Raw genomic sequence first — 6,941 nt, forward strand, 5'->3', positions numbered from 1 at the left:
GCTTTCATGATGGTAAAGGAGTAGTGCTAAAATACAAAGTTAGAAAATTTTTATGGTTTAGGCTTATCTGGTATAAATGTTTGATTTATAGTTTCTTGTAAAAAGAATAAATCTTGGTGTCTTTTACAAAAGTAGATTAAAATAAAAGCCAGCCTGAGGATATCAAGCTGGCTTCTACCATTTTAAAACATATTACTATTATTTTTTTTCAACATATCTCTCAAAAAACTCATATATGCGCAACATACGGTCGATGCGCTGTCGAATATTGCCACTTCTTGATAACTCATGGGTACCACCTGGCATCCTTACATATTCTACCTCTTTACCCATGATTTTCATGGATTTGTACATCATTTCACTTTGAATTACCCCTGTTCTCAAGTCATTTTCACCGTGCTTTATCAATAATGGCGTTTTGATTTTATCAACGTAGGTGTATGGTGACTCTCTCTCTAAAATGGGTTTGATATTCTCTTCCCAAGGATACCCACCAAAATAGTTAGGTACCAGCCTCCAAGCATTACCTTCGCCCATAAAAGTTGTGAGGTCATATACGCCACGTTGCGCAAAAGCTGCTTTAAAACGATGGTCATGTCCAACAATCCATGCCGTAAGGTAACCTGCATAAGAACCACCTGTCAATACTTGTTTGGAAGTATCAACCCATGCTTCTTTAGCTGCATCAGATGCAGCAGCCAAAACATCTTCAGCGGGGCCTTTTCCCCAATCTTGATAATTGGCAAATTGGAAATCTTTACCATATCCACCTGACCCTCTTGGGTTAGCGTACACAACACCATAACCTTGTGAGCAAAAATATTGAAATTCATGCCACATTGAGCTCTCGCCTGGCCCCCACATGGCGGTTGGTCCTCCGTGCATATTGAGTAGGAGAGGATATTTTTTGCCACTTTCCATATTGGCAGGCTTCATAATCCAATATTCCACGATTAGGCCTTTTGAATTTTTGTAAGTCCGCTTTTCTGGAAAACTAATCGCTTTTGACTTAAGCCATTCGTCATTTAATGAAGTGAGCTTAACCGGAGCTTTCACTAACAAATCAGAGATGTATAGTTCTGAAGGATTTTTAACTTCAGTTTTAGCAAAAGCAATTTTATCTTTGGCAATATCGAAGGCTGTAATACCCGAATTAAAGTCAGTAAGCTTTTCTACTTTTTTAGTAAGAATATCTAATTTATAAATGGGTGTTCCTCCATTTGAAGGAGCTGTTAGGTACAAAGCTTTTGAGTCATCAGTCCATTCTAAATTTCCAGACGCTCTATCAAACACGATAGGCGTAATATTACTTCCATCTGCATTGGCAATTAGTAGCTGATTGAAGCCTAACCAACTTACTTCCGATTGAGTAAAGGCAATCAATTTTCCGTCTGGCGATGGGGTAGGATTGGAATAACTTACTCCTTTTTTTGATATGATATATTTTAAATCACTACCATCGGCATTCATACTTACAATAGCTGAATTTTGCTCTCTATCTGGGTGCAAAGTTGTATCTCTACCACATGAGGCAAAGATTTTTTTACCATCAGCCGACCACGTTGCACCATTATATGACCAAAAGCCATGCGTAAGTTGTTTGGCTTTGGCTCCTTCCTTTACTTCTATGACAAATAGAAGATTAAAACGTATTTCGGGATCAGTGTTAGCTTCTCCTTGGAAATTCAAACGGCTAAAGACTTTAGCTTTTTTATCTTCAACATCTTTGTCTAAATAAGCTCTAATTTCTGCTAATGAACCATCTGGATTTGGTTTTACTTTTTTGTCAGGTTTAAGAAAGGTATTATCCTTAAAACCAGCTTTTTCAAATGACCAAGAAGGTAATGCTTTTGAAGGATTCAGTAAGGTGTCTTTCAACATTTCGTTGACCGTTGTACCTACTGAGAAAAGAATTTTAGTTCCATCTGGTGACCATGATGGATTAGAGGCGCCTTGTTTGAGGTCGGTCAATTGAAACGCCTCGCCACCATCTAGTGGCATAATGAAGATTTGAGATTTACCTTTCACGCCACGAGCAAAGGCAATCTGCTTTCCATCGGGTGACCAAGCGGCACTACCTACACTTTCTAAACCACGCGTAAGCTGTTTATTTGTTTGAAAATCTGATACCCAAATATGTGAGCGATACTCAAACTCGAGCTTATTTTCTTCACTAGGTTCGTTAGTTCGAATTGAATAGAGAACTCTTTTGCCATCTGGAGATAAATTGACAGAACCAACGGTTTTGATTTTGTTCATATCAGTAACCAAAACTTTGTCTTTGCCATTTTGAGCAAATAAGCTATTGGATACCACTAGCAGGATAATGGATAAACGTTTGATCATGTTAATGAAGTAAGATTAGTAAAATGTTAAGGAGTATTCGGAAGGCAAGCTTCAAAACAAATCTAATAAAAAAGCTAGTCTCGTGGAAGAAACTAGCTTTTTTATCGCTCGAATGCATATATTTAACCCTCAACAACCAATCTTAGTTGTTGGAGTTTTTAGTTTCTACTCTGATTCGACCGTCAGCGTCTTTAATTACTTGTAAATAAGAGTGTGGAGTTGAATTATCTTTTGATACTTCTTTCGATTTTTCGATAGGTTTGTTTTGTGTTGAGATAACTTGAGCTGTAGCATCTACTTTTGTCAATTCTTTTGTATTGGCACTCACTTTCCCAATCGATTCATTTTTGCTATTTCTGACACGAATACGACCTTCTTCGTCGGTATATACATTCAGATAGTCATGACCAGAAGTGTTGGTGGAATTGGATGAGGCGTTGACAACAGCTGTACTCACCTCTAAAGGTTGCTGTTTGGGAGGAGTAATAAGAGCCGTTTCGGCAGTGCCAGAAGAATCAAGTTTGTAATTACCATTGATATCCTTGACAACTCTAATGTATTTGTGAGCAGCATTGGCCGACTGATTGCTTGCGATAACATTTGGGGCTGCAACAGTACTCACTGGGGCTTTATAAGCGGTATCTAGGACCATTCTCCCATCTTTCATTTCAAACTTGATAGGTAAATGTTGCCTGAATTCTTTGTTAAATTCACCCTTTTCGCCAGGTTCAAAACTTGGCAAAATATAAGCTGGGTTATCCATAGAAAGAATTTTCATTTGGATTTCGGCTTCACCGTTGGCCAAAAGTTCAAGCTCTTTGGCAGCTACAAAAGAAAGGTCTAATACACGACTGTAGGCAAAAGGACCGCGATCGTTTACTTTTACAATCACCTTTTTGTTGTTGCTTGTATTAGTTACTTCAAGAATAGTGTTAAATGGAAGACTGCGATGGGCGCAAGTGTATTCGTCTCGGCTGTAGTACTCTCCACTGGATGTCATTCGTCCATGGAATTTGTCGGCATAATAGGACGCTCGCCCATAATATTTTTCGCCAACTTGTGCTTTTGTTAAAAACTGTTGCCAGAAGAAAACACAAAAAAGTACTATATGCTTGATAATCCTCATAGAATTAGGGTTTAAATTTATTTGGTAAAAGAGGTTGGAAATTGGTTTTTTGATGACCAAAAACTCTTAAACCAAAGATAAATGAAGTACCACTTTGGGTAGGAAATCTGTACATGAATAGTATGCTCTATGTCTGGAGAACATCTTGCAAAGTTAATGAAAAAAAATATATATCTGACTATCAAAAAATTAGCTTTTGTATTTTTTTTTATTTCAGAAGATACTTTCGAGAAATAACGCAAAAAGCAAATTTTTGTTGGCAGGCTTTTCAAAGTTTATATCATTTGTTGTAGAAATATGAGAGGCGTTTTTACTAAAAAATAACGTATAGTTGCTTTCTTGGAAAAGTGAAAAATGACTTATTGCACTTTAGTAGGCATCAAGCAAAAATGTGCTTTTTAATTTGCTAGAAAGACGCGTTTTGTGCTTGCTTATTACATAAAGTCAAATGCCTGTTGTAAGCACAATGAATTGTATTTTGCCCATTTTGAAGCATGATTTTGTGAGGTTTAAAGCAAAAAAAAAGAGACTCCTATTGCGAGGAATCTCTACACGTTAAATAGTTTGGTAAGAAATTATCTTTGCTCCATTGGTACATATTCGCGTGGAGTAGCACCAACATATACCTGACGAGGGCGACCAATAGGTTCCTTGTTAGTTTTCATTTCTTTCCATTGAGCAATCCATCCTGGCAGACGGCCAATCGCAAACATCACCGTAAACATATTGGTAGGAATACCTAATGCACGGTAGATGATACCAGAGTAGAAGTCAACGTTTGGATATAACTTACGAGCCACAAAGTATTCGTCACTCAATGCTGCAGCCTCTAATTCAGAAGCAATTTTCAACACTGGGTCATTGATTCCTAAAGCGGCTAATACGTCGTCTGCTGCCTTTTTGATGATTCTTGCGCGAGGGTCAAAGTTTTTATAAACACGGTGTCCGAAGCCCATTAGGCGGAAGCCAGAGTTTTTGTCTTTTGCCATTGCAATATACTTTGCAGTATCACCACCATCCGCTTTAATTGCCTCTAACATTTCGATTACTTCTTGGTTTGCACCACCATGTAATGGGCCAGAAAGCGCGTTGATACCAGCCGAAATAGATGCATATAAGCTTGCATGTGAAGAACCAACCAAACGAACTGTTGAGGTAGAACAGTTTTGTTCGTGGTCTGCATGAAGAATCAATAATTTATTCAAAGCTGCTGAAACTACTGGATTTACTTTATAATCTTCAACTGGTAATGCAAACATCATTTGCAAGAAGTTTGAACAATAGTCCAAAGAATTTTTTGGGTAGTTTACAGGATGACCTTGAGATTTTTTGTATGACCAAGTTGCCATCGAAGGCATTTTGGCTAACAAACGAATGATATTGAGTTCGTCAGAACCAGCTTTATCACCTGTGTAGAAGGCCGACATTGCGCAAACAAGCGCCGACAACACGCCCATTGGGTGCGCATTTACAGGGAAGCCTTCAAAAATCTTACGCATATCCTCATTTACGATAGTATGCATTTTGATTTGGTTTTCGAATGCTGCGTATTGTTCTGCAGTAGGCAACTCACCGTAAATCAACAAGTAAGCTACTTCTAAGAATGAAGCTTTTTCAGCTAATTCTTCGATAGAATAACCTCTATAACGGAGAATTCCTAACTCACCATCGAGGAATGTAATCGCACTTTTCGTAGCACCTGTGTTTTTGTAACCCGAGTCAATTGTAATATAACCTGTCTCATCACGGAGCTTGGCAATATCAATTGCTTTTTCATCTTCAGTTCCAGTAATAACAGGCAACTGAATGCGTTTGTCACCTAATGATAGTTCTGCAAAATCTGACATAACCTATATATTATTTGGCTTAACCTTTTGAAATTTTGTTTTTATTTTGACGAAGCGAATTTAATGAAAATTGCCTTTTGGAAGGCATTCCTCATTGGATTCTTTGGTAAATTTAGATACATATAGAAATTGTACAATTCTATGGCTGTTCATAATATTTCCCGCAAGAATGTTCCTGCAAGATAATCACGAAATTTGAAACCTTCATTACCTTTGTTGAAACTTGTTTAATAAATAATTTTAACCATAAATTTTCTTTAAATAATTAAATAAATCACTCTGATACAATAGATATATTAGAAATTTATTAGATCGTTTTAATTAGTTTTATTATAGTTTTTGTTCAAAATACCATACTCATTACTCAAAATTATGCTTAAATTATATAAAAATACCGCAACCGAGCGATTTTTACGATACGTTCAAATTGATACTCAATCAGACCCAGATTCAGCCACTCAGCCTTCCACCGAAAAACAAAAAGATTTAAGTCGTGTGTTGGTTCAAGAACTTCATGCAATGGGAATCAACGACGCCGAATTGGATGAGTTTGGCTATGTATATGCCACAATACCAGCTACTTCCGATAAGTCGGTGCCTGTAATATGCTTTTGTTCACACGTGGACACTTCCCCAGATTGCTCAGGAAAGGACGTAAAACCTATTATTCATTATAACTATCAAGGACAGGATTTGGTTTTGCCAGATGACCATTTTCAGGTAATTCGTTGTGCCGAACACCCTGATTTATCTTCCCAAATGGGTAACGATATCATTACCGCAAGTGGCAAAACTTTATTGGGTGCCGACAACAAAGCTGGTGTTGCCGAAATAATGGATGCCGCCTATTACCTCATGACCCACCCAGAAATCAAGCATGGTAAAATTAGAATATTGTTTACTCCTGATGAAGAAATCGGACGTGGAACTGCCAAAGTAGACCTCAAAAAATTAGGTGCTGATTTTGGATATACCATCGATGGCGAAACATTAGGTTCGTTGGAAGATGAAACATTTTCGGCTGATGGTGTGGTAATTAAAATTACAGGGGTGAGTCAACACCCCGGTTTTGCCAAAGGTAAAATGGAAAGTGCATTGAAAATTGCCGCAGAAATTGTGGCAAACTTACCCAAAGAAACCCTCTCGCCAGAGACTACCGAAGGAAAAGAAGGTTTTATTCATCCCGTGGGTATTTCTGGTGCCGTTGAAGAGGCTTCGGTTAGTTTTATCATTCGTGATTTTACAGAGGAAAAACTTCATGAACACGAAGCTTTCTTGAAAAACATCATGGAGGATGTATTGGAAAACTATCCTAATTCGAAAGCGATTTTTGAAGTACATGAGCAATATCGCAACATGAAAGAAATTCTTGATCAATATCCCCATGTAACGGCTTATGCGCTAGAAGCTATCGAGCGTGCAGGTATTCCTGCCAAGCAAATGAGTATCCGTGGTGGTACAGATGGTTCTCGACTTTCATTTATGGGCTTGCCTTGCCCAAATATCTTTGCAGGCGAACATGCTTTTCATGGGAAGCACGAATGGGTGTCGGTGCAAGATATGGAAAAGGCTGTCGAAACGATTGTGAATTTATGTTGTATTTGGGAGGAAAAGGCATAGAT

The 6,941-nt window shown here is 37.9% G+C and carries 4 protein-coding genes; 1 reads left to right on the forward strand and 3 read right to left on the reverse strand.

The features are described from left to right. Positions 1–198: 198 nt before the first annotated feature. The 3 genes from ACOVQ4_RS01045 to ACOVQ4_RS01055 all read right to left on the reverse strand — a co-directional run bounded on the left by ACOVQ4_RS01045 (position 199) and on the right by ACOVQ4_RS01055 (position 5,319). The gene (locus tag ACOVQ4_RS01045; RefSeq protein WP_421818819.1) at positions 199–2,346 is read right to left on the reverse strand and encodes a prolyl oligopeptidase family serine peptidase; all 2,148 of its coding nucleotides are present in this window, start codon (positions 2,344–2,346) and stop codon (positions 199–201) included. A gap of 142 nt (positions 2,347–2,488) precedes the next feature. Next, on the reverse strand, positions 2,489–3,472 hold the full coding sequence (locus tag ACOVQ4_RS01050; protein WP_421818820.1) for a septal ring lytic transglycosylase RlpA family protein: 984 nt from the start codon (positions 3,470–3,472) through the stop codon (positions 2,489–2,491). 575 nt (positions 3,473–4,047) lie between these two features. Beyond that, a complete protein-coding gene (locus tag ACOVQ4_RS01055) occupies positions 4,048–5,319 on the reverse strand; it encodes a citrate synthase (RefSeq protein WP_421818821.1) in 1,272 nt (423 codons plus the stop codon). Between the two features lie 372 nt (positions 5,320–5,691). Here ACOVQ4_RS01055 and pepT point away from each other — a divergent pair, with 372 nt between their 5' ends. Next, the gene (pepT, locus tag ACOVQ4_RS01060; RefSeq protein WP_421818822.1) at positions 5,692–6,939 is read left to right on the forward strand and encodes a peptidase T; all 1,248 of its coding nucleotides are present in this window, start codon (positions 5,692–5,694) and stop codon (positions 6,937–6,939) included. The last annotated feature ends 2 nt before the right edge of the window (positions 6,940–6,941 follow it).

This window comes from Flectobacillus sp. (genome assembly GCF_049240685.1).
Taxonomy (GTDB): Bacteria; Bacteroidota; Bacteroidia; order Cytophagales; family Spirosomataceae; genus Flectobacillus.

Excerpts from the sequence above, each read along its gene's own strand:
- ACOVQ4_RS01045 (WP_421818819.1), bottom strand. The coding sequence starts at position 2,346 with ATGATCAAACGTTTATCCATTATCCTGCTAGTGGTATCCAATAGCTTA.
- pepT (WP_421818822.1), top strand. The coding sequence starts at position 5,692 with ATGCTTAAATTATATAAAAATACCGCAACCGAGCGATTTTTACGATAC.
- ACOVQ4_RS01050 (WP_421818820.1), bottom strand. The coding sequence starts at position 3,472 with ATGAGGATTATCAAGCATATAGTACTTTTTTGTGTTTTCTTCTGGCAA.
- ACOVQ4_RS01055 (WP_421818821.1), bottom strand. The coding sequence starts at position 5,319 with ATGTCAGATTTTGCAGAACTATCATTAGGTGACAAACGCATTCAGTTG.